General features: G+C 75.2%; 17 protein-coding genes. 9 read left to right on the top strand and 8 right to left on the bottom strand.

Annotation, left to right across the window (positions count from 1 at the left end; genetic code table 11):
- The first annotated feature begins 149 nt into the window (after positions 1-149).
- A complete protein-coding gene (locus FGE12_RS22135) occupies positions 150-2,318 on the top strand; it encodes a TonB-dependent receptor plug domain-containing protein (protein WP_153868546.1) in 2,169 nt (722 codons plus the stop codon).
- Positions 2,319-2,424: 106 nt separating this feature from the next.
- On the top strand, positions 2,425-3,933 hold the full coding sequence (locus FGE12_RS22140; protein ID WP_153868624.1) for an ATP-binding protein: 1,509 nt from the start codon (positions 2,425-2,427) through the stop codon (positions 3,931-3,933).
- Between the two features lie 60 nt (positions 3,934-3,993).
- Here FGE12_RS22140 and FGE12_RS22145 read toward each other — a convergent pair whose 3' ends face one another.
- The 7 genes from FGE12_RS22145 to FGE12_RS22175 all read right to left on the bottom strand — a co-directional run bounded on the left by FGE12_RS22145 (position 3,994) and on the right by FGE12_RS22175 (position 13,976).
- Positions 3,994-5,376, bottom strand: coding sequence for a sigma-54 dependent transcriptional regulator (locus FGE12_RS22145; RefSeq protein WP_153868547.1), 1,383 nt, complete (start codon positions 5,374-5,376; stop codon positions 3,994-3,996).
- A gap of 69 nt (positions 5,377-5,445) precedes the next feature.
- On the bottom strand, positions 5,446-8,259 hold the full coding sequence (locus tag FGE12_RS22150) for a FrgA protein (protein ID WP_153868548.1): 2,814 nt from the start codon (positions 8,257-8,259) through the stop codon (positions 5,446-5,448).
- Positions 8,260-8,309: 50 nt separating this feature from the next.
- The gene (locus tag FGE12_RS22155; protein ID WP_370459107.1) at positions 8,310-8,975 is read right to left on the bottom strand and encodes an RDD family protein; all 666 of its coding nucleotides are present in this window, start codon (positions 8,973-8,975) and stop codon (positions 8,310-8,312) included.
- Between the two features lie 342 nt (positions 8,976-9,317).
- A complete protein-coding gene (locus FGE12_RS22160; RefSeq protein WP_153868549.1) occupies positions 9,318-9,584 on the bottom strand; it encodes a GlsB/YeaQ/YmgE family stress response membrane protein in 267 nt (88 codons plus the stop codon).
- A 151-nt stretch (positions 9,585-9,735) separates the two neighbouring features.
- Complete coding sequence (locus FGE12_RS22165) at positions 9,736-10,482, bottom strand: 16S rRNA (uracil(1498)-N(3))-methyltransferase (protein ID WP_194798157.1); 747 nt, start codon at positions 10,480-10,482, stop codon at positions 9,736-9,738.
- Between the two features lie 3 nt (positions 10,483-10,485).
- On the bottom strand, positions 10,486-11,358 hold the full coding sequence (locus FGE12_RS22170) for a 50S ribosomal protein L11 methyltransferase (RefSeq protein WP_153868550.1): 873 nt from the start codon (positions 11,356-11,358) through the stop codon (positions 10,486-10,488).
- A 14-nt stretch (positions 11,359-11,372) separates the two neighbouring features.
- The gene (locus FGE12_RS22175) at positions 11,373-13,976 is read right to left on the bottom strand and encodes a pitrilysin family protein (protein ID WP_153868551.1); all 2,604 of its coding nucleotides are present in this window, start codon (positions 13,974-13,976) and stop codon (positions 11,373-11,375) included.
- 200 nt (positions 13,977-14,176) lie between these two features.
- Here FGE12_RS22175 and FGE12_RS22180 point away from each other — a divergent pair, with 200 nt between their 5' ends.
- Genes FGE12_RS22180 through FGE12_RS22190 form a run of 3 tightly spaced genes read left to right on the top strand, consistent with a single transcriptional unit; the run spans position 14,177 to position 18,439 of the window.
- Positions 14,177-16,363, top strand: coding sequence for a hypothetical protein (locus tag FGE12_RS22180; RefSeq protein ID WP_153868552.1), 2,187 nt, complete (start codon positions 14,177-14,179; stop codon positions 16,361-16,363).
- A 22-nt stretch (positions 16,364-16,385) separates the two neighbouring features.
- Positions 16,386-17,621, top strand: a complete 1,236-nt coding sequence (gene hemW, locus FGE12_RS22185) for a radical SAM family heme chaperone HemW (RefSeq protein WP_228530983.1) — start codon at positions 16,386-16,388, stop codon at positions 17,619-17,621.
- Between the two features lie 20 nt (positions 17,622-17,641).
- The gene (locus FGE12_RS22190; RefSeq protein ID WP_153868553.1) at positions 17,642-18,439 is read left to right on the top strand and encodes a hypothetical protein; all 798 of its coding nucleotides are present in this window, start codon (positions 17,642-17,644) and stop codon (positions 18,437-18,439) included.
- Between the two features lie 3 nt (positions 18,440-18,442).
- On the opposite strand, the gene FGE12_RS22195 is transcribed toward FGE12_RS22190, so the two are convergent.
- Positions 18,443-19,195, bottom strand: coding sequence for a hypothetical protein (locus FGE12_RS22195; RefSeq protein ID WP_153868554.1), 753 nt, complete (start codon positions 19,193-19,195; stop codon positions 18,443-18,445).
- A 147-nt stretch (positions 19,196-19,342) separates the two neighbouring features.
- On the opposite strand from FGE12_RS22195, the gene FGE12_RS22200 reads away from it, so the two are divergent.
- From FGE12_RS22200 to FGE12_RS22215, 4 genes are all read left to right on the top strand, one after another.
- The gene (locus FGE12_RS22200; protein ID WP_153868555.1) at positions 19,343-20,758 is read left to right on the top strand and encodes an amidase family protein; all 1,416 of its coding nucleotides are present in this window, start codon (positions 19,343-19,345) and stop codon (positions 20,756-20,758) included.
- A complete protein-coding gene (locus FGE12_RS22205; RefSeq protein ID WP_153868556.1) occupies positions 20,758-21,384 on the top strand; it encodes a TetR/AcrR family transcriptional regulator in 627 nt (208 codons plus the stop codon). The genes FGE12_RS22200 and FGE12_RS22205 overlap by 1 nt, the downstream gene beginning before the upstream one ends.
- Positions 21,385-21,604: 220 nt before the next feature.
- Positions 21,605-23,008: a hypothetical protein gene (locus FGE12_RS22210; protein WP_153868557.1), complete on the top strand. Its 1,404-nt coding sequence runs from the start codon at positions 21,605-21,607 to the stop codon at positions 23,006-23,008.
- Positions 23,009-23,086: 78 nt separating this feature from the next.
- Complete coding sequence (locus tag FGE12_RS22215) at positions 23,087-24,655, top strand: tetratricopeptide repeat protein (RefSeq protein WP_370459108.1); 1,569 nt, start codon at positions 23,087-23,089, stop codon at positions 24,653-24,655.

Raw genomic sequence — 24,655 nt, forward strand, 5'->3', positions numbered from 1 at the left:
GCGGGCGTGGCGCACGTCACAATCCGCGCGTCCGCCCCGCACGTCTTGGGTCGGCGGACGCTCCCCTCCCCCGTTGTGACGCACGCCTTCGCCTCTCCTCCGCCGCTGGGCCACGGGGGCGGCGCGTGCGCAGAGGAACCCGAGCTTCCGTGAACACTCATCCCCAGGGTTGGAACGTGCACCTGCGCCGCGCCGCGCTGCTGCTGCTGGTGGGCCTGGGGCCCGCGAGCGCGCGTGCGGCCGGTGCGGCCCAGAGCGACGCGGCCGCGCCGAAGGCACCTGCGACTGCAGCGCCGGCTCCGGCGAAGAAGCGCGCGAAGAAGAAGCCGGCGAAGGCGCCCGCGCCGCAGGCCGCGGCGTCCGGGGAGCCCGCGGACGCGGAGGCGCAGGCGCCGGGGATGGACGAGACGGCGCTGTTCGCGCTGGATGAAGTCCTGCTGCAGGAGACGCAGGTGGCGAGCTCCCGGCCGCAGAGCGTGGCGCTGACCCCGGCGGTGGTGAGCCTGGTGGAGCGCGAGGAGATCCTGCGCTCGGGCGCGCGCGACCTGGTGGACGTGCTGCAGCTGGTGCCCGGCTTCTTCTTCGGCGTGGACGTGAGCAACGTGGTGGGGGTGGGCTTTCGCGGCAACTGGGGCCACGAGGGCAAGGTGCTGCTCCTGGTGGACGGCCAGGAGATGAACGAGGGGATGTACTCCACGCTGCCGCTGGGCAACCGCTTCCCGGTGGATCAGATCCAGCGCGTGGAGGTCATCCGCGGCCCCGGCTCCGCGCTGTACGGCGGCAACGCCGAGCTCGCGGTGATCAACGTGGTCACCCGCGGCGCCGAGCAGCTGCAGGGCGGCGCGGCCTCCTTCAGCTACGGCCAGGCGGGCAGCGGCTTCATGCGGCGCAACCTCAGCCTCGCCGCGGGCCACGTCTCGCAGAGCGTGGAGGGCTTGAGCGCCTCCGTCTCCGGCACCTTCGGCCAGGGCCAGCGCAGCACCCGCACCTACGCGGACGGCTACGGCCAGAGCTTCTCGCTGGACGGCGCGAACCGGCTGGACCCGCGCCAGCTCAACCTCGGCGTGCAGTACAAGCAGCTGAAGCTGCGCGTGCTCTACGAGGACTTCGACACCACCACGCGCGACCTCTACGACCGGGCGCTGGCGGCGCCGATGACCATGGGCTTCGGCTCGCTGCTGGCCGAGCTGCGCCACGACCTGCCGGTCTCCGAGCAGCTCACGCTCACCACCCGCCTCAACTACAGCCGCCAGGTGCCGTGGCAGAACGCGGAGCCCGGCGACGCCATGCGCTACAACAAGCGCTTCGCGCGCTACCGCGGCCGCGTGATGCTCGGCTACGCGCCCCTCGAGGGGCTGCACCTGAGCGGCGGCGTGGACGCCTTCGTGGACCACGCGGCGCTCAACGACCTGGACCTCACCGGCTTCCAGACGCTGTTCCGCGACACGGGCACCGCGTCCGTGCAGTACACCAGCGTGGCCGCCGTGGCCGAGGCGCAGCTGGACACCGAGGTGGTGAACGTGGTGGCCGGCGCGCGCCTCGAGCACCACAGCGCCGTGGGCAGCTCCTTCGTGCCGCGGCTCGCGCTGACGAAGCAGCTGGGGGACTTCCACGCCAAGGCGATGTTCAGCCGCGCCTTCCGCGCTCCCGGCGTGGAGAACCTCAACTACGGGGTGGACGTCCGTCCCGAGCACACCACCGCCCTGGAGCTGGAGGCGGGCTACCAGCTGCGCGAGGACATGGCGCTGGTCGCCAACGTGTTCGACATCACCATCCGCGACCCCATCGTCTACTTCTACGAGGAGGGGACGAACGTGGACGGCTACCGCAACTTCGAGCGCAGCGGCACGCGCGGCGCGGAGCTGGAGTACCGCGTGGAGGGCGCGTGGGGGCGCGCGGACCTGCGCTACTCGCTGTACACGGCGGCCGGGAAGGCGCAGCCCAGCGCCTACGCCACGGACCGCAAGGGCTCGCTGCTCGGCCTGCCCAACCAGCGCGTGAGCCTCTCCGGGTACGCGAAGCTGCCCGCGGGCTTCACCCTCGCCCCCACGCTGCACCTGTTCGGCCCGCGCGCGCGCACGGACGGCCTGGATGCCGCAGGCGCCACGCAGTACGCGCGCGAGCCCACGCAGCTGCTCGTGCACCTGTTCCTGCAGCGCCAGGACGCCTTCGTGAAGGGGCTGGACCTGGGGCTCGGCGTCTACAACCTGCTGGGCGCGGACTTCCGCTACGTGCAGCCCTACGACGGCGGCCACGCCCCGCTGCCGGGCCAGGACCGCGAGCTGATGGTCCGCGCGGGCTACACGCTGCCCTTCTAGGCAGGCCCCATGCGCTGGCCCGCGGCCTGCAAAGGCCTGCGGGCACCTGCATCCGGGCTCCGCCCCTTGGTGAGCGGGGAGCGAGAGCCCTACAGTGATGCCGCAGATGACCCCCCACAACTGGATCTCCGTCATCGCGTGCGTGGGCCACCTCACGCTCGCCGTGCTCGCGGTGTGGCGCGACGTGCGCAGCCCGCTCGCGCGCCCGCTCGCGCTGCTGAGCATCGACATGTTCCTGTGGAACTTCGCGGCGCTCGCGCACGCGATGTCGGGGGAGCGCGCGTGGCGCTGGCTCGAGGCGTCCACGTCCCCGCTCGCCACGGCGCTGGTGCTGCACTTCATCCTCACCTTCGTGGGACAGCGCCGCGCGCTGCGAGGGGTGCTCTACGCGGCGTACGCGGCGAGCGGGTCCATCGCGGCGTGCTCGGCCCTGGCCTTCTGTGGCGTGCGCTGGGCGCAGGCCTTCGCGGGCTCGGCCACCTGGGGCGCGGTGCACCTGGCCGTGCTGCTGCCCGTCTCGGTGGGCAGCGCGCTGCTCTTCGTGCGGCACTGGCACGTGGCGCCGAGCCCCGCCGAGCGCGCGCGCACGCTGCTCCTGCTGGTGGCGCTCTCGGTGGCCTCGCCGCTCGCGGTGCTCGAGCTGTGCACCGACTTCGGGGTGCCCGCGCTGCGCTGGGCGAACCTGGGCACGCTCCTGAGCTCGTGCGTGATGGGACTGGTGGCGCTGCGGCTGCACCTGCTGGAGCGCGAGCTGGAGCGCCGGGCCATGGTGCAGGGCGTGGCGGTGGCGCTGGCGAGCGTGCTCGCCTACCTCGCGCTCTTCGAGCTGCTGGGGGCGAACACCGCGCTGCTGGCCTTCGGCACCGTCGCCGTGACGGTGGCGCTGCTCGCCGCGGCCCGCCTCCTCTTCGCCCCCTTCGCCGTGCACAAGGAGCGCCTGGAGCACCTGGCCACCCTGGGCCGCTTCTCCGCGCAGCTCGCCCACGACCTGAAGAACCCGCTCGCGGCGCTGCAGGGGGCGACCCAGTTCCTGCAGGGGGAGGTGGAGCGGGGGGCGCCGCTGCAGCAGCAGCAGGAGTTCCTCGGCCTCATCCTCGAGCAGGTGGGGCGGGTGAACGCCGTGGTGGCCACCTACCAGCGGCTGGGCCGGGTGGAGGCGCTGCGCGCGCCCCACGACCTGAACGCGCTGGTGCGCGACGTGCTCGCGCTGCAGCCCTTCGCGGCGGCCCCCGGCGTGCGGCTCGAGGTGGAGCTGGGCGAGGCCCTGCCGCCGGTGGCGCTGGACCGTGACCTGCTCTCCGGCGCGCTGGAGAACGTGGTGCGCAACGCCTTCGAGGCCCTGCCGGGCGAGGGCTGCGTCACCGTGCGCACGGCGCCCGCCACCCCCGAGGAGCCCGAGGGGGTGGTGCTCACCGTGCGCGACACCGGCGTGGGGATGAACGCGCGGGTGCTCGAGCGCGTCTTCGACGACTTCTTCACCACCAAGGCGCAGGGCAGCGGGCTGGGGCTCGCGTTCGTGCGCCGGGTGGTGGAGGCGCACGAGGGCCGCGTGCAGCTGACCAGCGCGGAAGGGCAGGGCACCACCCTGCGCCTGCACCTGCCGCGCGCGGCCTGAGGCGCAGGTGCCCGTGTGCAGGGCGCTGCACAGCGGGCGTGCAGCGCGCTGCACAGGTGCTCAGCCGCGCTCGCCCAGCCCGTGCTCCTCGAGCTTGTTGTAGAGGGTGCGCCGGCTCACGCCGAGCAGGCGCGCCGCGAGGGTGCGGTTGTTTCCCGCGCGCTTGAGCGCATCCTCGAGCGCCGCGCGCTCCGTCTCGCGCCGCTGGGCGTCCAGGCTGCTGCTGCCGGGCTCGGCAGGGGACCTCGGCGCGGGCGGCTGCGCGACGCCGGGCTGGCGCGAGAGCTCGCGCGTGAGGTCCGCCGCGGTGAGGGTGGGACCGTCCGAGAGCACCACCAGGCGCTCGACGAAGTTCTGCAGCTGGCGCACGTTGCCGGGCCAGGGCTGCGCCTCGAGGAGCGCGAGCGCATCCGGCGTGAGGGTGAAGGGGGGCCGTGCGTTGGCCTTCGCGTGCAGCGTGAGGAAGTGCGCGGCGAGCGGCGCGATGTCCTCGGGGCGCTCGCGCAGGGGCGGCAGCCACACGGGCACCACGTTGAGGCGGTAGAAGAGGTCCTCGCGGAACTCGCCGCGCTTCACCATCTCCTCGAGCGGCCGGTGGGTCGCCGCCACGAAGCGCACGTCCACGGTCTGGGTCTGCGTGCCGCCGAGGCGCTCGAAGGTGCGCTCCTGCAGCACCCGCAGCAGCTTCACCTGCACGCTGGGGGGCAGCTCGCCGATCTCGTCCAGGAACAGCGTGCCGCCGTGCGCGAGCTCCACGCGGCCCGGCTTGCGCTGCACCGCGCCCGTGAAGGCGCCCTTCTCGTGGCCGAACAGCTCGCTCTCCAGAAGGCTCTCCGGCAGCGCCGCGCAGTGCAGCTTCACCAGGGGACCGGCGCGGCGCGCGCTGCCCTCGTGCACCGCCTGGGCGGCGAGCTCCTTGCCCGTGCCGCTCTCGCCGCGCAGCAGCACCGTGGCCTGGCTCGAGGCGGCGCGCGCGAGCAGCGCCTGCACATCGGCCATGGCCGGGCTGCGGCTGACGAAGGCCCCTGCCCGCGCGGGCTCGGGAGCGCGGGCGGCGGCTTCCGCGCGGGCGAGCGCCTTGCGCACGCTGAAGAGCAGCTCGTCGCGGTCGAAGGGCTTGAGCACGAAGTCCGCGGCGCCCGCGCGCATCGCCTCCACCGCGAGCGGCACCGTGCCGTGCGCGGTGAGCAGCAGCACCGGCAGCTCGGGCGCGCTGCGCTGCACCTCGGCGAGCAGCTGCAGGCCGTCCATCCCGGGCATGCGCACGTCGCTCACCACCACGTCGATGGGCTGGCGCGCGAGCACCTGCAGCGCCTGTGCGCCGCTGGTGGTCAGGTGCACGCGCAGGCCCGCCTGCGTGAGCAGGGCGCCGAGCACCTTGCCCACGGCGACGTCGTCGTCCACCACGAGCACGGTGCCAGAGAGAGCGGGAGAGGAGGACATCGGGGCTCCGGAGAGGGAAGGGGCTCGTTGTACCCCGGGGAGCCCTGCAGGAGCAGTGCCGCCTCAGTCCTAGAGGACGGCGAGCCGGCGGGCGCGCTGCGGGTCCTGCAGCGCGGCCTCCCAGCGGCGCACCGCGGCCTCGCGCTCGGGCTCGGAGCCGTCCGCGAGGTAGCCCAGCGAGTCGTTGAGCGCCCGGCTCAGCTCCTCGAAGGCGGCGAGGCGCACGTCCAGCTCGCGGTGGCGCAGCGCGGCCACGAGCCAGTCGGCGCGGCGGCGCGTGCGGTTCTCCGCCCACCACGCCGTCCACTGGCGCGGCTGCAGGCCGAAGGTGGCGCGCGTCACCTCGCGCAGCGCCTCGGCGGCGGCCTGCGCGCACATCTCGTCGTCGCTGCCGGTGAGGTTGATGAGCCCCTCGATGGACTCGCGGTCGTGCAGCGATCCGAGCGCGCGCGCGGCGAGGCTGCGGCGCAAGGGGTCCCGCGCGGCGAGCTCCTGGCGCAGGTCCTTCATCGCCGCGTCGAAGCGGGGCAGGCGCTTGAGCGCCGTGGCCGCCACGCGCGCGGCGCTGGAGATGTCCGGCTCGAGGTCGAAGAGGCCGCGCAGCACGCCGGGCACCAGCTCGGCGAAGGGCAGGCTGCCCGCGGTGAGCAGCGCGAGGTAGCGCGCGTCCGCGTCGTTCGCGTCCAGCAGCGGCGCGAGCGCGAGCGCGGCGGGGCGGCCGAGCCGGCTGAGGGCGCCGGGGATGGGGCCCAGCTCGTCCGCGTGCGGCAGCTCGAGCACCGGCAGGCGGCTCCACGCGGTGGGGCCGGGGAAGCTCCCGGCGAGCACCTTCGCGCTCGCCTCGGGCGTGCGCGCGAGCTCCGCCATCGCGCGCGAGCGCTGGGCCGCATCCGGGCCGACGAGGCGCGCGAGCAGGGGGCTGAAGTCGGGCGGGGGGCGCTCGCTCTCGGACTGGATGCGCGGGCTCAGCGACGCGGCGCGCCCCATGCCGCTGCCGCTGCCGGCGCCCGTGGGGCCCCAGCCCAGCCCGGCGAAGAGCGCGGGCGTGGCCACGGGCGCGGAGGGCGTCGCGTCCTCGGGGACGTTGAGCGCGTGCGCGCGCACCTCTCCGAGGCGCTGCTTGCGGTGCAGGATGAGCTCCTGGAAGGCCGCGCCCAGCTCCTGGCAGAAGAGCGTGAAGTCGCTCAGGCGCCGCTGGCTCACCGGCTTGCTGCCGGCGTCGCCGTACAGCACGCACACCAGCCGGCCGCGCACCTCCACCGGGTAGAGGCACACGGTGCGCGGGGACACGCGCCCGAACAGCTCCAGGTAGTGGCGGCTGAGCGCGTCCGGAGGCAGGGGACCTGCGTAGCTGCCGCGGGTGACGGCCACCGTGCGGAACACGCTCGCCGCATCCAGCGGCACCGAGACCTGCGAGAGCGCGAGCGCGTCGGCGCCCTCGCCGCGCGCCTCCCAGCCCACGGCCGCGCCGCGGATGACGGCGAAGGCCGCCACGTACTCGAAGGTGCGGCGCCCGTAGCGCAGCGCCGTGTCGATGAGCCGGCCGCGGTCGCGCGAGGCGTCCTTCAGCGCCGCGCGCGCCTGGGCCAGCGTCCAGTCCGGCACGTCGGCCGAGCCCGGGGCCGAGCCCGGGGCGGAGCCCGCGCTGGAGCTCGCTGCCGCGCTCGTCGCTGCGCGCGGGGGCGCAGCGGCCGCGGGAGGCGCGGCGGGCGCGGGGGCCGCGGGCGCAGGGTCACTGAAGACGAGGAACTGGGGGTCCGCCGGGCGCGGCGCGGCGACGGGCGGGCGCGCGGGCTCGGGGGCCCGGGGGGCGTTGAGGCGCAGCGGCTCGCGCACGAAGGCGGGCGGCGGGATGGGCTCTGCAGTGGGCGCAGGCGGCGCCGAGGGCGCGGGCGGCTGCTGCGGCGCCGGCGCGTTGAGGCGCAGGGGCGCGCGCACGAACGCGGGTGGGGGGATGGCGTCCGGCGCGGGGGGCGGCGGCGTCGCGGCAGGCGGAGCGACGGCAGCGGGCGCGGGCGGCGATGCAGGGGCGGGAGCCGGAGGCGGGGTGGGGCGGGGCGCGGCCGCCTCGGTGCGCGGGCTCTTGCGCACCTCGAGCGGGATGGGCTCCTCCATCACCTGGCGGGCGATGCGCTCCACCATGTCGCGGGTGAGGTCCTCCTCCAGCGTGCGCTCCTCGACGGGCGCCCTTCCGGGCGGGGTGGCGCCGGCGCGCGGGGCCTCGGGCGTGGAGGCGGCGCGGGGCGCGGGGGCGGCAGGAGCGCGAGGCTCCGGGGCCGGACGCGGCGCCGCGGGCTCCGGCGCGCGCGCGGCAGGGGACGGGGCGCTGGGCTGCGGCACGGCCGGAGACGAGGCGGTGCGCTGCGGCGCGGGCAGGGGCGGCGCCTCGGCGGCGCGCAGCGGGTCCAGCGCGGCGAGGAGGCGCGCGTGGCGCGGGAGGAAGGGCTGCTTGTAGATGAGCGAGATCCACTCGCGCACCCGCACCTCGAGCGCCACCCACAGCTCGAGGGGCTTGCCGAGCAGGAAGCCCACCTCGTCGAGCTCCTTGCGGGGCACCGGGTAGCCGCACGCGACGTGCAGCGTGTTCCCGTCGAGCGAGAGGGGCACCACGCACAGCCGCTCGGCGATCTTCGGCGGGATGAAGGAGGCGACGTCCGGGTTCGGCTCGAAGTCCGCCAGGTTCACCGGCCGGTAGCCGGAGGCCTCACCGAGCGCCTGCAGCAGCCCGGCCTCGTCCATGAGGCCGCGCTCCACCACGCCCAGCTCCAGCAGCACGGTGTCCAGCGCGCCGCCCTCGGCCGCCTGGCGGCGCACCGCCTCCTCGGCCCTCTCCGCCGGGAGAAGGCCGCGCGCGACCAGGGTCTGGGCGAGGCGGGCGGGCATGGGGCGGGCGCGGCCATCTTACGGCTGCGGCCGCAAGGGACAAGGCTGCTTTAGCTCGGTTGCACCACGAAAGTGGAGGTGAGCTTGTCGTGCAGCGTCTGGCCGCGGCGGTCGAAGAGCGCGAGCCAGAAGCCGCCGAGGAAGATCGCGAAGGAGACGCCCGCGAGCACCGCGCGCACCACCGCGCGCGTGGGCGCAGGGGCGAGGCCATGGGTGTCCACCAGGCGCAGGCCGAGCAGGCGGCGCCCCAGGGTGCGGCCGTTCCAGAGGAAGGCGGCGACCGCGCAGTACACCAGCGCGAGCAGCACGGTGAGCACGAGCCCGGGCAGCAGGATGGACTCGTAGGCGCGCGCGCGCAGCACCAGGCCGTCCAGCCCGCCCAGCTCCGCGCGCGGCCCCTGCAGGCCGGTGATGGCCGAGGCGGCGACGAGGTAGAGCGCGGCGAGGCCGAGGATGACGGCCGCGTCCACCGTGAACGAGAGCAGCCGGCGCCACAGCGAGGCGGGGCGCGCGTGCACCTCCACGCCCGTGGCGGGCGCGGGGGCCGGAGCGCTCACGGCCGCCACGACCGGGGCCGGCGCGACGGGCGCGGGAGGGGGCGCGGCCATGGCGGGCGCGGCGGCGAGCGGGAGCCCACTCGCGGGGGCGCGCGCGGCAGGGAGCGGGCCGGCGAGCGGGAGCGCGCTCGCGGGGGCGGCGGCCGGCGGCGTGCGCACGGACGGGGCCGCGGGGTTGCTGCTCCACGCGGGCTCGTTCGCGGCGCGCTCGGGGCCGCGGCGGCGGTCCAGCTGCAGCTCACGGTCGAGCAGACCGGGGGGCGTGGCGGGAGGGGGCGTTCCGCGCGCGGCGTGCGCGCAGCTGGAACAATCCCCGGTGAGGGGCAGGGGGGCGCCGCACTTCAGGCACTTGGACAACGTTTCCTCCGGGATGACGGACGGCTCGAACCCGGATGAAAGAGCCTCCTGGCCCCGGCGGCAAGAAAAGGACAGGCCCCTGGCCCCTCCCCGAGCGAGGAGGCGTCAGGGGCCCACCAGAGGGTCCTGGATGTGTCGTCCGGCTTACGCGTGGACGCGGCGACGGCCGGCGGCGCCCACCAGGAGCAGCACGACGATGGCGCCCACCACGGACATCAGGATGCCGGTCGGGTGCAGGTCGAAGAGCTGACCGTCGCGGCGGAAGAGAGAGCCGATGAGACCACCGATGAGGGAGCCGACCATGCCCAGCAGCGTGGTGGCGACGAGCCCCATGCTCTGACGGCCCGGGAGGATGGCGCGCGCGATGAGCCCAGCGATCAGACCGATGATGATGAATGCGATGATGCCCATGAGTGTCACTCCTTGCGGTGAGTGGGACCCTCGGGTCCCGGACGAAAGAAACGTAGGAACGGGGAATGCAACGCGGCACCAAGGGAAAGGACGGGCGCTGTCTGCCCGCTTGCCCTCCAGGCGTCCCGGTTGACGCGAAGGCCCCGCGTGCCTAGCCGAGCTCGCCGTCCAGGTGGCCCATCACCGCGAGCGCGGCGAGCGCCGCCGTCTCGGTGCGCAGCACCAGCCGCCCGAGGGTGACGGCGCGCGCGCCCAGGGCCTCGAGCGCCTGCACCTCTTCCCGCGCGAGCCCGCCCTCCGGGCCCACCACCAGCGCCACGGGCGCGTGGCGCTCGAGCTGGCGGAAGGCCTCGCCCAGGGGCCGGGCGCGCTCCTCCTCGTCGAGCACCAGCAGCTGCGTGCCCGCGGGCAGCGCGCGCGCCGCCTCCAGCAGGGGCTGCGGCGGGTGCACGCGCGGCACGTCGCTGCGCCCCGACTGGCGCGCCGCCTCCTCGGCGATCTTCTGCCAGCGCGCCGTCTTGCTCTCGGCGCGCTTGTCCCCGAGCGCCTCCACCTTCACCACGCTGCGGCGCGTGGCCACCGGGTAGAAGGCGGCCGCGCCCAGCTCGGTGCCCTTCTGCAGCACCAGCTCCAGCTTGTCGCCCTTGGGCAGCCCCTGCAGCACGGCGAGCGCGCGGCGCGCGGGCGCCTCGCGCGCCGGGCCCAGGCTGAGCCGCAGCGCGCCGTCCGCCGCAGGCGCCAGCACGCGCGCGTCGAAGGCGCGCCCCGCCCCGTCGAACACCTCGAGCGCGTCGCCCTCGGCGAGCCGCAGCACGTGCACCAGGTAGTGGCGGCGCTCCTCGCCGAGCACGAGCTCGGCGGGCGCGTCCGCGGGCACGGGGGCGAAGAGCCGGACCACGGCCTAGGCCTCGCGGTGGAAGTCCAGCCGCACCCAGTCGCCGATCTGCCCGCCCGCCTCGGGCACCAGCCCGTGCGCGCGGTAGGCCGCCTCGACCTCGGCCCGCTGGTGCGCGAGCACGCCGGCGAGCACCAGGCGCTTGCCGACGCGCGGCGCGATGAGCGGGGCGAGCTCCACGAGCGTGTTGGCGAGGATGTTGGCCACGACGAGGTCGAAGGGCCCCTGCACCTCGGTGAGCTCCTTGCCGCTGAGCTCCACCGTGGGCGTGCCGTTGAGCTCGGCGTTCTCCTGGGCGAGCGTGACGGACATCGGGTCGTTGTCCGTGCCCACCACGCGGCCCGCGCCGAGGCGCTTGGCGGCGATGGCGAGCACGCCGGTGCCGGTGCCCACGTCCAGCACGCTCGCGCCCGGGTGCTCCGCCATGAAGGCGTCCACCGCGGCGAGGCACAGCGAGGTGGTGGGGTGGTCGCCGGTGCCGAAGGCCATCTTCGGCTCGATGACCAGGCGCGCCTTGTCCTTCGGCGCGCCTTCCGCCTCCCACGGCGGGCCCACCCAGAGCCGGCCCACCTGCACGCTCTTGATGAGCGCCTTCCAGGCGTTGCTCCAGTCCTCCTGCGCCTTCTCCTCGAGCACCAGGCGCGCCGTGGGGAAGCCCTCCGCGACGAGCCCCTCGGCCCCTTCCGCCTCCTCGCGCGAGTCGTAGAAGGCGACGACGATGCACTCGCCGGGGTTCGGGCCGCGCACGCCCGGCATGGGCGGCGCCTCGCGGTCGCGCACCTCGAGGCCGGTGGCCCCGGTCTCGTGCAGCAGGTCCTGGACGGACTCGCCCTGGTCCTCGGGCAGCTCCACGGTGAGAGAGAAGTAGGTCGAAGCCATGGGCGCGCCCTCTATCACGGGCCTACGACTGCGAGCGCGCTCTTGTCGAAGTCGATGACCCGACGCGCCGCCTCGCGCACGTCCTCGGCCGTGACGGCCGCCACGCGCTCGGCGTAGTGCAGGAAGTTGTCCATGCCCAGGCCGTAGGCGGCGTCCAGCGCCATGAGCGCCGCGCGCGCGCCGTTGCGCTGCAGGCCGATCTCGTGCGTGCCGATGAGGTGCTGGCGCGCGCGCGCGAGCTCCTCCTCGGGCACCGGCTCGTCGCGCACGCGCTCGAGCTCGCGGCGGATGCCCTCGAGCGCGGCGTCCAGCTTCTCGGGGCTGGTGCCCATGTAGACGGCGAAGTAGCCCGGGTCCACGCCCTCCACCGCGAAGGCGCTCACGCTGTAGGCCATGGAGCGCTTGTCGCGCAGCTCCACGAAGAGCCGGCCGCCCTGGCCGCTGAGCAGCGTGCTGAGCACCTCGAGCGCGTGGCGCCACGGCTCGTCCACCCGCGCGCCGGGAAAGCCCATCACCAGGTGCGCCTGGGCGCGCGCGAGCGGGCGGTGCGCCTTGCGCGGGCCCTCGAGCGCGGGCTCGGTGGGGATGGCGGGGGGCGGCTTCGCGCCACCGCGCGCACGGCCAAAGGCCTCGTGCGCGAGCGCGAGCACCTCGTCCGTGCGCACGTCGCCCACCACGGCGAGCGTGAGCTGGCTCGGGTCCATGTACGCCGCGTGGTAGGCGCGCAGCTGCGCGGGGCCGAGCGCCGCCATCGAGGCCTGCTCGCCGAGCGAGGGCATCCGGTAGGGATGCACCCGGTAGAGCGTCTTGGCGAAGAGGTCGAAGGCGAGCCCGCTGGGCTTGTCCTCGCGGGTGAGGATGTCCTGCAGCAGCAGGGTGCGCTCGCGCGCGACCTCGGCCTCGGGGAAGGCGGGGTTCGAGAGGCAGTCCGCGAAGAGCTCGAAGGCGGGGCGCAGGTGGCGCGAGAGGAACTCGCCGCGCAGGCCCACGCTGTTGCGACCGCCCTGGCCCGCGAGCGAGCCCGCGTACTGGTCGATGAGGTGGCTGATCTCCTCCGCGCCGTGGCGCGCGGTGCCGCGGGTGAGGCAGCGCCCCAGCAGCGTGGTGAGGCCGTTGTCCGCCTCGCGCTCGTAGCGCAGCCCGCCGGGGTACACCGCGCGCAGGGCGAAGAGCGGCACCGCGCGCTCCTCGCGGATGATGAGGCGCGCGCCGGAGGGCAGCCGCTCCTCCACGATGCGCCCGGGGCTCCCCACCGCCTTGCCGGCGATGCGCAGGGGCTCCTCGGAGCGCGCCGTGCGGGGCACGCGCCGCTCGGCCGGGGCCGCGGGCGCCTCGCGCGCCACCCGCTCGAGCACGGCCTCCGCCGCGGCCGCATCGAAGGGGCTGCCCTCGGGCAAGAGGCCCGTCACCACCGCGCGGTCGAAGCGGAAGTAGCGCTCGGCCACCTCGCGCAGGCGCTCCGGGGTGAGGCGCGCCACCTCCTCGTAGTAGCGCGCCTCGGCCTCGAGCCCGCCCAGGCCCGTCTGGTAGTAGCCCATCTTGCGCGCGAGCCCCTGCACCGTCTCGCGCTGGTACACGGCCTCGCTCTCCACCAGGGCCTTCACCGTCGCGAGCTCCTCCTCGCTCACGGGCTGCGCTCGCAAGGACGCGAGCACGCGGGCGCTCTCCTCGAGCGCGCGCGGCAGGTGCTCCTTGGGCAGGGTGGCGCTCACGGTGAAGAGGCCGGGGTCTCGCGGCGTGTACGCGGAGGCGTGCACGTCGTTGACCAGGTTGTACTTGCGCTTCACCTCGAGCGTGAGGCGGCTCGCGTCCCCCTGGCCCGCGATCATGGCGAGCACGTCCAGCGCGGGCACGTCCGCGTGGTCCGCCTGCGGGATGGGGAAGCCCAGGTACAGGTAGGCCTCCTTCACCTCGTCCGGCTTGAGCGAGACGCGCCGGCCTGTGGCGGCGGGCTCCTGCGGCCGCGCGACGGCGCCTGCGTAGGGGCGGCCCCAGTCGCCGCCGAAGATCTCCTCCACCCACTGGCGCAGGTCCGCCTCCTGCACGTCGCCCGCGACCGAGAGCACCAGGTTCGCCGGGGTGTAGTGGCGCCGGTAGAACTCGAGCACCTTCTCGCGCGTGAAGCTGCGCACGCTCGCCTCGGTGCCGATGACCGGCAGGCGGTAGGGGTGGCGCGCGTACGCGGTGGCGAAGAGCTCGCGGCTCGCGCGCCGGCTCGGCGTGTCCTGGCTGCGCTTGATCTCCTCGCAGACGACCTCGATCTCGCGCGCGAGCTCCTCCGGGTCGAAGGCGCTGTGGCGCACGGCGTCCCCGAGGATGTCCAGGCCGGTGCGCGCGAACTGGCTCGCGATGACGATGTGGTAGACGGTCTGGTCGAAGGAGGTCCAGGCGTTGATCTCCCCGCCGTGCGCCTCCACGTCGCGCGCGACCTCGCCCGGGGCGCGGCGCTCGGTGCCCTTGAAGAGCATGTGCTCGTGCAGGTGCGCGAGCCCCGCCTGGTCCTCGCGCTCGTCCGCGCTGCCTACCTTCACCCAGACCTGGAAGGCCGCCACCTTGGCGGCGTGTTGCGGTTCGAAGACGACGGTGAGGCCGTTGGGCAGGGTGTAGCGCAGGGGCATGAGGCGTCGGAACCTGTCACCCGCCCCCAGGTGGGGCAAGGTGAACCGCAGGGGGTGTCCCACTCCCTAACGCCACCGGACGTCCGCGGCCCGGGCGCGCGCCCTCTGCCCGTCCGCCCTGCAGGCGGCCGAGTGCACGCGCGTCCCACACGGTGCGAATCTGGAGAATGCGCTGTCCCGGCGCTAACCTGCGCGGACTCATGGCGTCCCTTCCCACAGAGCTGGAGCCCGATCCGCTCGCCGAGCTGCGCGAGAGCTTCGATGCGCCCGCCCTGGCGCCGGTGACGCCTCCGCCCCCCTTGCGCGCAGCGGCGCCCGCCCCGGCCAAGGCCCCGCCGCCCCTGCCACCGCGCCGTCCCGCGACCCTGACGGGCACTGCGCCCGCGCCGGCCGCCGCGAGCACGCAGGCCGCCGCGAGCATGTCCCGGCCGCAGGGCTCGGAGGATCCCTTCGCCGAGCCGCCCGAGCCGCGCATGCCCAAGACGGGCGCGCCGGAGGAGAAGGTCGAGTTCTTCCGCGCGGTGCTGCGCCAGAAGACCGAGACGCTCGCGCGCGCCCGCGCGCTCTACGCCGACCGCGACCTCGAGGCGGACACGCTGCGCCAGAAGCTCGAGGCGGCCACGCGCGCGCTCGCGGATGCACAGGCGCAGCTGCTGCCGCTCAAGGACCTGCCCGCGCGGCTCGCCAAGGCGCAAGGGGCGCTCGCGCGCGAGAGCGCCCGGGCGCAAGGGGCCGAGAAGCGCGCGGCCGCGCTGCAGGCGGAGCTGGACGGCAGCGAGGGCGACCGCAAGGACCTCGCCCGCGCGCTCGCCGAGGTGGAGGTGCAGCTGCCGCAGCTCACGAGCGCGCTGGAGGCCGAGCGCGCGGCGCGCGGCGGGCTCGCCGAGGAGCTGGTGGGCGCGAAGGAGGCGCTCGCGCACGCGCAAGACCGGGTGAGCGAGCTCGCGGCGCAGAGCGCCGAGTCCAGCGGCGCGCTGGAGGCGATCCAGGAGCAGTACCAGGCGGTGCTCGCGGACCTCGAGCGCGTGGGCCAGGAGCACGAGGCGCTCGCGCAGGAGCGCGCGCAGCTCGCCGAGGCGCACGAGGCGCTGGAGCGGCGCGCGGCGCAGCTGGAGGCCGCGCTCGCCGAGACGCAAGGGGCGCTCGGCGCGCTGGAGAGCGAGAGCGAGTGGTCCCGCAGCTCGCTCGAGGAGGCGCAGGCGCGCGCCCAGCAGCTCGAAGCCGAGCGCGACCGGCTGGCCGAGGAGCGCGCGGAGCTGAGCGGCCAGGTGCAGGCGCAGGCCGCGGAGCTCGCCTCGCTGGGGCAGTCGCTCGACGAGCGCGACGTGTCCCTTGCCGAGCTGCGCGCCCAGGCCGCCGAGCTGCAGGAGACGCTGGACCTCACCGCCACCGAGCGCGAGACGCTGCGCATCGAGCTGCTCGAGGCGCGCGACGCCGGAGCGCACGCGGTGGAGGAGGGCGCGGCGCTGCGCGAGGCGGTGGAGCGCCAGGGCGCGGAGCGCGCGCAGCTCGCCGAGCAGGTGGAGCGGCTCGAGGCGCAGCTCGCCGAGGAGCGCGCAGAGAGGGCGGAGCTCTCGGGCTCGCTCGAGGCCGCGCAGGGCGCGCTGGGCGAGGGCGGCGCACGCGAGCGCGCGCTGCAGGCGGAGCTGGAGAGCCTGCAGGCGGCACTGGGCGAGGCGAGCACCCGCGAGCTCGAGCTGCAGGGCACGCTCGAGGCGGTGCAGCAGGAGCTCTCGGGGGCGCAGGGCGGCCTCGAGCTCGCGCAGCAGGAGCTGGGCGAGACGCGCACCCGCGAGGCGGAGCTCTCGGGCTCGCTCGAGGCGGCGCAGGAGGCGCTCTCTGCCGAGCGCGCGCAGGTGGAGGCGCTCACCGCGCAACTCGAGGAGTCGCGCCACCAGGCGGAGGCGCAGCTCGCTGCCCTCAGCGCAGGGAAGGGCGACGCCGAGGGCCGGCTGGGCGCGGAGCTGCAGCGGGCGCGCGGCGAGGCGGAGCGGGCGCAGAAGCTCGCCCAGCGCGTGGCGCAGCTGGAGACCGCGCTCGAGACGGCGCGCCAGGAGGCCTCTGCCGCGAAGCGCGGGGCGGCCGGCGACGCGAGCGCGGCGCAGGAGCGCGCGGCGGCGCTCTCCGCGCAGGTGGCGAAGCTCGAGACGGCGCTCGCCCGCGAGCGCGACGCGCGCGAGGTGGCCGAGCGCAAGGCGGCGAGTGCTCCGGCGCCCGCGGCGGCCGCTGCCCCCTCGCCCGAGCTCACGGCGGAGCGCGACCGGCTGCGCGCGGACGTGGCCGCGATGAAGCGCAAGCTGGTGGCCGCGGAGGCCGCGATCGAAGCGGCCGCGAGCCTCAAGGCGAAGGTGGCCCGGCTCGAGGCGGCGCTGAAGGGGGCGAAGTAGCCGGCCCCTGCCGGCGTGCCCCATGGCCCCTTCTCCGGCTCCCTTCTCGGCACCGGTCGACCCCTACACCGGGATGTCGGCCGCCCGCTTCGGGCTCTACCTGCACTTCCCCTACTGCCTGGCGAAGTGCCCGTACTGCGACTTCGCCGTGGCGGTGGCGCGCGAGCTGCCCGAGGAGCGCTACGCGAAGGCGGTGCTCGCGGAGCTGGAGCTGCGGCTGCAGGCCGAGCCGCACCTGCGCGGCCGCCCGCTCGAGTCGGTGTTCCTGGGCGGCGGCACGCCCTCGCTGTGGCACCCGCGCTACGTGCAGCGCGTGCTCGAGGGGCTGCACGCGCGGCTGCCGCTCGCGCCCGGCCTGGAGGTGACGCTGGAGGCGAACCCCACCGTCGCGGACGCCGAGCGCTACGCGGGCTACCGCGCGGCCGGGGTGAACCGGCTGTCGCTGGGCGTGCAGTCCTTCCAGCCCGAGACGCTGAAGGCCCTGGGCCGCGACCACGACGCCGCGCAGGCGGAGGGAGCCTTCCGCAAGGCGCGCGCCGCGGGCTTTCCCAGCGTGAGCCTGGACTTCATCTACGGGGTGCACGGCCAGAGCCTCGCGCAGGCGCGGGCGGACGCAGAACACGCCGCGGCGCTCGAGCCCGAGCACCTGTCCACCTACGCGCTGACGGTGGAGCGCGAGGAGCTCGCCGAGGACACGCCGCTCGCCAAGCAGCTCGCGCGCGGCCAGCTGCACCTGCCCGAGGACGACGTGGTGGTGCAGATGGCCGCGGCCGTGCGCGAGGCCTACGCCCGGCGCGGCCTCTCGCGCTACGAGGTGTCCAACCACGCGCGGGCAGGGCACGAGAGCCGGCACAACGCGCTGTACTGGACGGGTGGCGAGTACCTCGCGCTGGGCGTGGGGGCCACCGGCATGCTGCACGCGCCTGGCAGCGGCGGGCTCGCCGGCAGCCGCTATACGAACCTGCGCAGCCCCGAGCAGTACCTGCGGGCGGTGGAGGCGGGGCGCCTGCCCGAGGCCTCGCGCGAGGCGCTCGGCGCGCGCGAGCTCTTCGAGGAGCGCTTCGCCATGGCGCTGCGGCTGCGCTCGGGGGTGCAGTGGGAGCCCCTGCTGCGCGCCTACGGCGAGGACCCCGCGGCGCGCGAGGCGGAGCTGGGGCGTCTGGTGGCGCACGGGCTCGCTACGCTAAGAGAGGGGCGCCTCACCCTCACCGACGCCGGCGCGGACGTGCACTCGGAAGTGTGCGCGCGCCTCATCTAGCGGCCTGAACGGGACCTGCGATGCTCTCCAACTGGATGATGTGGATGCTGATCTCGCGCCTGACCGGCAGCCCGCTGCTCACGCTCGGGGCGATGGCGGCGCTGTACTGGGGGCTGGACAGCTTCACGCTGCAGCTGCTGCCCAGCCCGCTGCGCGCGTGGAAGCGCTGGCGGCGAGAGCACTCCCTGCAGCGCCTGCTGGAGGTGAACCCGCACGACCGGCGCGCGCGCTACGAGCTCGCGGACCTGTGGCTCGCGCGCGGGCGCGCGGCCGCCGCGGTCCAGGTGCTCAAGCCCAACCTGGAGGCGGGCGACGAGGACGTGGCCACGCTGTACCTGCTGGGCGCGGCCTACCTCGGCGCGGGCCAGGCGGCGCAGGGCGAGCTGCTGCTGGACGAGGCGGAGCGCCTCGAGCCGGGCTACGGCCTGGGCGCCATCGACCTGGCGCGCGGGCGCTCGCGGCTGCGGCGCGGCGAGCTCACCGGGGACAAGGGCGCGCTCGCGGCGCTCGAGCGCTTCTGCCGCACGCGCCAGGGAAGCGTGGAGGGGCGCGTGCTGCTGGCCCAGGCGCTCGAGCGCACGGGCCGCGACGGCGAGGCGGCGCTCGCGCGCGCGCAGGCCTGGAGCGACTACCGCGCAGCGCCCACCTTCCAGCGCCGCCGCGAGCGGCTGTGGGCCTGGCGCGCGAAGCCCTCGCGGCCACTCGCCTACGCGGCCGCGCTCGCGCTGCTGCTGCTCGCCGGCGCGCTCATCGCCAAGCGGATGCCGGCGGCAGCGCCTGCCGCCCAGCAGAGCGGCTGGGCGGAGGACGGGGACTAGCGCCTACTGGAAGTTGCCCTGGCCCGTGTAGAGCTGGGCCCCGGCCGTGTAGCTGGGGAAGTCGTCCACGTGCTGCTGGCCGTCCACGGCGGTGAGGCGCACGGAGAAGGCGCCGAGCCCGATGCCGTCGTCGTCGTTGAAGGTGCCGTCCGTCTCGCGCCGCAGCGTCTGCCAGCTCGGGTTCTTGCTGCTCTTCACCTCCACCTTGGAGAGCGGCAGGCGCGCATCGCGCACCCAGAAGCTGGTCCAGTCCTGGTGGCTGCCGCTCTGGAACTGGTAGCGCACGGCCTGGCCGTCCGGGCACTTGGCCACCTGCCAGGTGATGGGGGGCGTGGGGTCGCTCTCGCCCTGCGTGAGCAGCGAGTACAGCGTCTGGCTCGTGTCCAGGTAGCCCTCGCCCGTGGTGTCCCCGAAGGTGACGACCCTGCCCACGGCCTGCTTCCCGGACGCCGTGGTGAGGAGGACGCACGCGTCGCAGAGGTTCTCCGTATTGGGGATGAGGTTGCTCAGCCCCACGAGCAGCTCGCCCATGTCCTGCTGCACCTGGGAGGGGTAGGGGCTGCAGGCGTTGTGGAAGGAGCCCGTCCACTCCACCGGGCCCAGGTACAGCTTGCCCGAGTAGGTCTTGCCGAAGGGCTGCACGTCGCCGGCCTGGGCCGCCGGGCCGCCGCCGCCCTCGTCGCCGCCGCCGCTGCACGCAGCGAGGGCGAGGGTGCCGAGGAGACCGGAGAGGAGGAGCGCGGGAGAGGGTCGCATAGGGGCCCAGACCCTAGTGCGCTGCGCCCGGTGCGGGTCAACCCCACGCACCCTGCCTGCCCGGCCGGCGACCGCGACACTTGACGGCGGCCGCGAAAAGGGAATGATTAATTCGCTTTTCGCGGTTCACGGAGCAGGAGGTGTCCCATGGCGAAGCTCGGTGGTCTCTCGCGCCTGGACGGCGTGGCGCAGGCGGAACTCGTGGCAAAGGGCGAGGTCAGTGCGGCGGAGCTCCTGGAGGCGTGCGCGGAGCGCCTCGCAGCGCTCGAGCCGCTCTTGCACACGGTGGTGACGCTGGACCTCGAGCGCGCGCGCGGCGTGCGGCCCGCGGCGGGGCCCTTCTCGGGCGTGCCCTTCCTGGTGAAGGACGTGACGCCGTACCCCGGCCTGCGCTGGGGTCTCGGCTCGCGGCTCTTCGCGAAGAACCTGGCCGCGCCCCCCACGCCCTACGCCGCTCGAATCGACGCGGCGGGCCTGGTGACGGTCGGCAAGAGCGCGACGTCGGAGCTGGGCATGCTGGGCAGCACCGAGACGCTCGCAGAGGGCGTCACCCACAACCCGTGGGACCTGTCCCTCTCGGCCTCGGGCTCCTCGGGAGGCGCGGCGGCCGCCGTGGCCGCGGGGCTGGTGCCCTTCGCGCACGCGAGCGACGGCGGGGGCTCGGTGCGCATCCCCGCCTCGGTGTGCGGCCTGTTCGGGCTCAAGCCGAGCCGCGGCCGCTGCGTGCCGGCGAGCCTCGGGCCCTCCGACTTCGGCGCGCTGGTGAGCGAGCACTGCGTGAGCCGCTCGGTGCGAGACAGCGCGCTCTTCCTCTCCCTCACCGAGGACCGCGAGGGGCCGCTCGCGCCGTTGGGCTTCGTGCGCGAGCCGCTGCGCCGCAGGCTTCGCATCGGGACCTGGACGCGCACGCTGATGGGCGAGGAGCCCACGCCCGAGGTGCGCCGGGCCTACGACGAGGCGGTGGCGCTGTGCACGGAGCTCGGCCACGAGGTGCAGCCCGTGGTGCCTCCGGACATCGACGGGGCGGCGCTGAGGGACGGCTTCTTCCTCATGGGCGGCGCGGCGGTCGCCGGCGTGGTGCAGATGATGGGGCAGATGCGCGGAGCGCCCGTGCAGCGCGGGGAGCTCGAGCCCTTCACCTGGGCGCTGGTGGAGGAGCTGCAGCGCCTCGGGCCGGACGCCCTGCCCACGGCGCGCGCCGCCTTCGCCGCCTGCGCCGAGCGCTACCTCGCGGCGGTGAAGGGCTTCGAAGTCATCCTCACCCCCACGCTGGCCACCGCGCCCTGGCGCCTCGGCCACCTCTCGCCCGTGCTGCCGCGCGAGGAGCTGCTGCGCCGCACGGCGGCGAGCGTGGGCTACACGCCCATCCACAACATCGCGGGCCTGCCGGGGATGAGCGTGCCGCTGCACTGGACGCCCGAGGGGCTGCCCATCGGCACGCACTTCGCGGCGGGCCTGGGTGAGGAGCGCCTGCTGCTGGAGCTCGCGTACCAGCTGGAGGAGGCGCGCCCGTGGCATCATCGCTGGGCCCCCTTCTCCTACCCCCGCCTCTTCGAGCGCTGATGCCCCAGGTCCTCAAAGACGACGTGCGCGAGCGCATCCTCGCCTCGGCGCTCGAGGCCTTCGCGGCCCAGGGCTACCTGGGCGCGACGATGGCGGGCATCGCCCAGCGCGCGGGGCTGGGCACCGCGAGCCTGTACCGCTACTACCCGGGCAAGGAGGAGCTGCTGGATGCCGTCGTGACGCCCGCGCTGGCCGAGCGCTTCGAGGCGCTGCTCGAGCGCCGCGTGAAGGCGCTCGCCCAGCTCGCGCTCTCGCACCCGGCGCCGCCGCCGGACGACGAGGGCGACCAGATGCTGCGCTTCTGGGTGGAGCACCGGCTCGCGGTGGTGGTGCTGCTGGACCGCGCCGAGGGCACCCCGTACGCGCCCTTCGGCGAGCGCTTCGTGCAGCTGCTCGTCTCCGCCACGCTCGCGCAGCTGCGCGCCTCGCAGCCGGGCCTGCGGGTGAGCCCCGCGGCGCGCTTCGTGCTCACGCGCATCTTCGAGAACACGCGGCGCATGCTGGCGGCCATCCTCGAGGCCCACCCGGACGAGCGCGCGCTGCGCGAGGCCATCGCGGGCTTCTGGAGCTACCAGATTCCAGGCCTGCGCGGCTTCGCCGCCTGGCTCGGCGTGCGCGTGAGCTGAAGGCGCGCGCGGCGCCTGGCCGCCCCGCAGCCGAAGGGTCCGCGCTGTCTTGCGGGCGACGCGCTACGTGCCGGACATCGCAGGCCGCTCGTACCGGAGTGCGAGGCCGTGGGGTCCGCGCGCGCGGCCTGCACGCGCCGCGCGGTTGCCGCGTCTTGCACTGCACAGCCCCGCGCCCCGTGTGCACCGTCCCGGGTGGAGCAAAAAAGGGGGGACGCACATGCGGGGACTTCGCGCAGGAGGGGTGCTGGTGCTGGCGCTGCTGTGGGGCGCCTGCGGGGGGACGGCGGCGGAGGGCGGCGGGGCGCCGGTCGCGAGCACACCGCCGCCCGCGGGCACGCTGACGCAGGAGGTGCACGCGAGCGCGCTGAACCCGAGCTGGGTGCGCGCGAGCGACGCGCAGCTGCTCTACGACCACGTGGCGGTGGACGGGGCGGGCAACACCTACGTCTCGTTCCAGTACACCGGGCCGGCCTCGCTCGCCGGGCGCACGCTGCCCTGGAACGGGGACGCCTCGGACGTGCACCTGGGCGTGGCGAAGTTCCGGCCCGGCGGCGCGCTGGTGTGGGTGCGGGGCTATGGGCCGGGGACGCCCTCCACCGACCCGTCCACGTCCTTCTTCGTGCACGCCGCCGCCCTCACGGTGACGCGCGGGGGGACGGTGTTCCTCGGGGGCGAGGCGCAGGGAAGCGGCGTGCAGGTGGGCTCGCGCACGCTGGGCAACGGCTTCTTCCTGCTCAGCCTCGGCTCCGACGGCCACCGCCGCTTCGCCCGCTCGACGCGGCCGGACGCGGGCACCACCTTCAGCTTCCTGGACTTCGCCGTGCACCGCCCGGGCGGCGGCTTCTACGCGCTCGCCTCCTTCCGCGTCCTCTCCGAGTCGCGCGCCCCGCGCCTCATGCTCATCCGCTACGGCAACGACGGCGCGGCGCGCTGGGGCAACATCTACGAGCAGCCGGAGGGCGCGAGCGCGGAGGGCGCGCGCGTGGCCAGCGACGAGGCGGGCAACGCGTACGTGAGCGGGCTGGGCACGGGGGCGGTGACCTTCGGCGGGCCCTCCGGCAGCGGCACGATGACCCCCTTCGTCTTCTCCACCACGGGGCAGGGGAACCACCGCTGGACGCACTTCGTCGAGGCCCCCGAGGGCAGCTTCACGGATGGGCTGGTGGCGCGCGGCGGGCGCGTGGTGCTCGCCGTCACCGACGTCCCGACGGGAGTCGCAGACCTGCTGGGGCTGAGCACGGGCAACGGCGACGAGCGCTGGCGCCACGTGCTGGGGCCGTCTCGCGGCGGCATCGCCGTGGCCACCAGCACGCGCAACGAGGTGGTGACGTGCGTGTCGCACGGGGACGCCTCGGCGCTGGGCGTGCCGCGCAGCCCCTCCGTGCCGGACCCGCTGGTGACCACCTCCTTCGTCGCGCGCTTCCGCCGCAACGACGGCCAGTTCGGGCGCGCGCGCAACCTCCAGGTGGGCTCGGGGGAGGACATCCGCACGGAGGGCTGCGCGGTGAGCGACGGGGGCTCCGTCTCGGTGATCGGCCTGTTCCGCGGCACCGCGGACTTCGGCAGCGGGCCGCTCACGAGCAGCACGCCCCGGGCCTTCCTGCTGCGGCTCACGCCCTGAGGCGCCTGGCAGGTAGGCACGGGTGGGCAGAGGGGGCCACTTAGGGCCCCTCGCCGAAGCGCGCTACGATTGCGTACCGTGACTCTGGACACCGCCCTCTTCCCCCCGCCCGCGCAGCTGCTCAAGCAGCGCGAGGGCTCGCTCGAGGAGCTGCCGCTGCCCTTGCTCCTGCACGCGCTGATGCTGGAGGAGCGCACCTGCACCCTGGAGCTCAAGCGCCGCCAGCTCGAGAAGCGCATCACCTTCGAGGACGGCAGCCCCGTGGCCTGCGCGTCCAACCTGCTGCACGAGACGCTGGGCAAGTTCCTCGTGGAGAAGGGGCGCCTGAGCGAGGCGGACTACCAGAAGGCGCTCTCCGAGAGCGTGCAGAGCGGCCTGCAGATGGGCGAGCTGCTGGTGAAGAAGGGGCTCATCGCGCCCTTCGATCTCTACAAGCAGCTGCAGGCGAACCTCGCCCTGAAGATCCTGGACACCTTCCGCTGGACGGACGCGCGCTTCCGCCTCATCGCGGACGTGGAGGCCCCCGCCACCAGCGTGCGCATGAACAGCGCCCAGCTGGTGCTCACCGGCGTGAGCAGCTTCATGCCCTTCGACGCGGTGGCCACCCACTTCACCTTCACCGACGAGCGCCGCTTCGCCCAGGTGCCCGGCGCCCGCGAGGCCGCCGAGGGACTCAAGCTGAGCGCGAAGGACGCGCGGCTCTTCCAGGCCCTGCGCGCCGAGCCCACCTTCGCCGAGCTGCTCGAGCGCACCGGCCTGGACACGGAGACCGTGCTGCGCCGCCTCTACGCCCTGTGCATCCTGGGCGTGGCGGGCTTCGCGGACGCGCTGCCCGCCCCTGCGCCTCGCGCCCCGGCCGCCGCCGCCGAGCCGCCGCCGCCCCCGAGCCCCGCGCCCGCGGCAGCGCCTGCGCCGGGCCCCAGGGGCGTGCCCTTCGCGGACGAGGACGAGGCGGTGCGCAACGCGCTGATGAGCGCCTTCCTGCAGCACCGCAGCCAGGACCCCTTCGGCCTGCTGGAGGTGCCCGAGGACGTGCAGGCGGTGCCGCTGCGCCGCGCCTTCCTCGCGCTCGCCGAGCGCTTCAGCCCGCTGCGCTTCGCCACCGCGGAGCTGCGCGAGAAGGCCGAGGCGCTGCTCGCCGCGTACGCGCGCGCCTACGGCGCCCTGAGCGACGTGGACCAGGCCGCGCTCTGGCGCAAGCGCCGCGCCGCCGCGCGCGAGAAGCAGGCCCAGGCCGCGAGCCGCCCCAGCACCGCGGAGCAGTTCCGCATCCGCACCGACCTGCTGGACGGGCGCACCCAGTTCGAGGAGGGCCGCAAGCGCCTCGAGGCGGGCAACTTCCCCGGCGCCTTCGAGTACTTCGAGTACGCGTGCGACATCGAGCCGCGCAGCGTGCACCGCGCCTTCCGCGCCTGGGCGCGCTACCTGCTCAAGCCCGAGGCGCACGGCCGGCTCGTGCTCGGCGAGCTGGGCGAGCTCACCCGCGAGGACCCCACCTGCGAGGACGCGCTGTTCTTCCTCGGCGAGGTGGCGCGCGGCGAGTCGCAGTGGGCCCAGGCCGAGGAGGCCTACCGCAAGGCCTTCAAGCTCAACCCCAAGAACCGCCGCTACGTGGAGCTCATCCAGGAGACGGGCAAGCGGCGGTAG

Origin of the sequence: Aggregicoccus sp. 17bor-14 (assembly GCF_009659535.1) — a bacterium.
In the GTDB taxonomy this organism is placed as follows: Bacteria; Myxococcota; Myxococcia; order Myxococcales; family Myxococcaceae; genus Aggregicoccus.